General features: G+C 64.7%; 1 protein-coding gene. It reads left to right on the top strand.

Annotated elements, in window-relative coordinates:
- A partial coding sequence (locus tag ACYP2A_RS23295) for a hypothetical protein (protein WP_459748301.1) occupies positions 1 to 269 on the top strand: 269 nt, incomplete at both ends.

Raw genomic sequence — 269 nt, 5'->3', positions numbered from 1 at the left:
GCCGACATGGGCCTGTTCGTCAATGACTTCACCAACCAGTACGGCGACGTCTACAGCCTCGGCAACCTGCAAATCAGCCGCGATGCCAGCGGCGCTCTTGCCAACAGCATCGTCAACCGCTCCGCGACCCTCACCAGCGACGCCGGCATGCTGCTGGCCGCCCGGCGCATCGACAACATTCGTGACGTAATGACCGTCGACGACGCCGGCATCTACAACGCCCGCATCGACGAAATCGCCTGCGGCACCGCCGGCCTGGGCAACCTCGA

It is taken from the genome of Pseudomonas sp. 3A(2025), from assembly GCF_054589175.1.
Note: the sequence above shows the minus strand (reverse complement) of the source record. Positions and strands in the feature narration are given on the sequence as shown.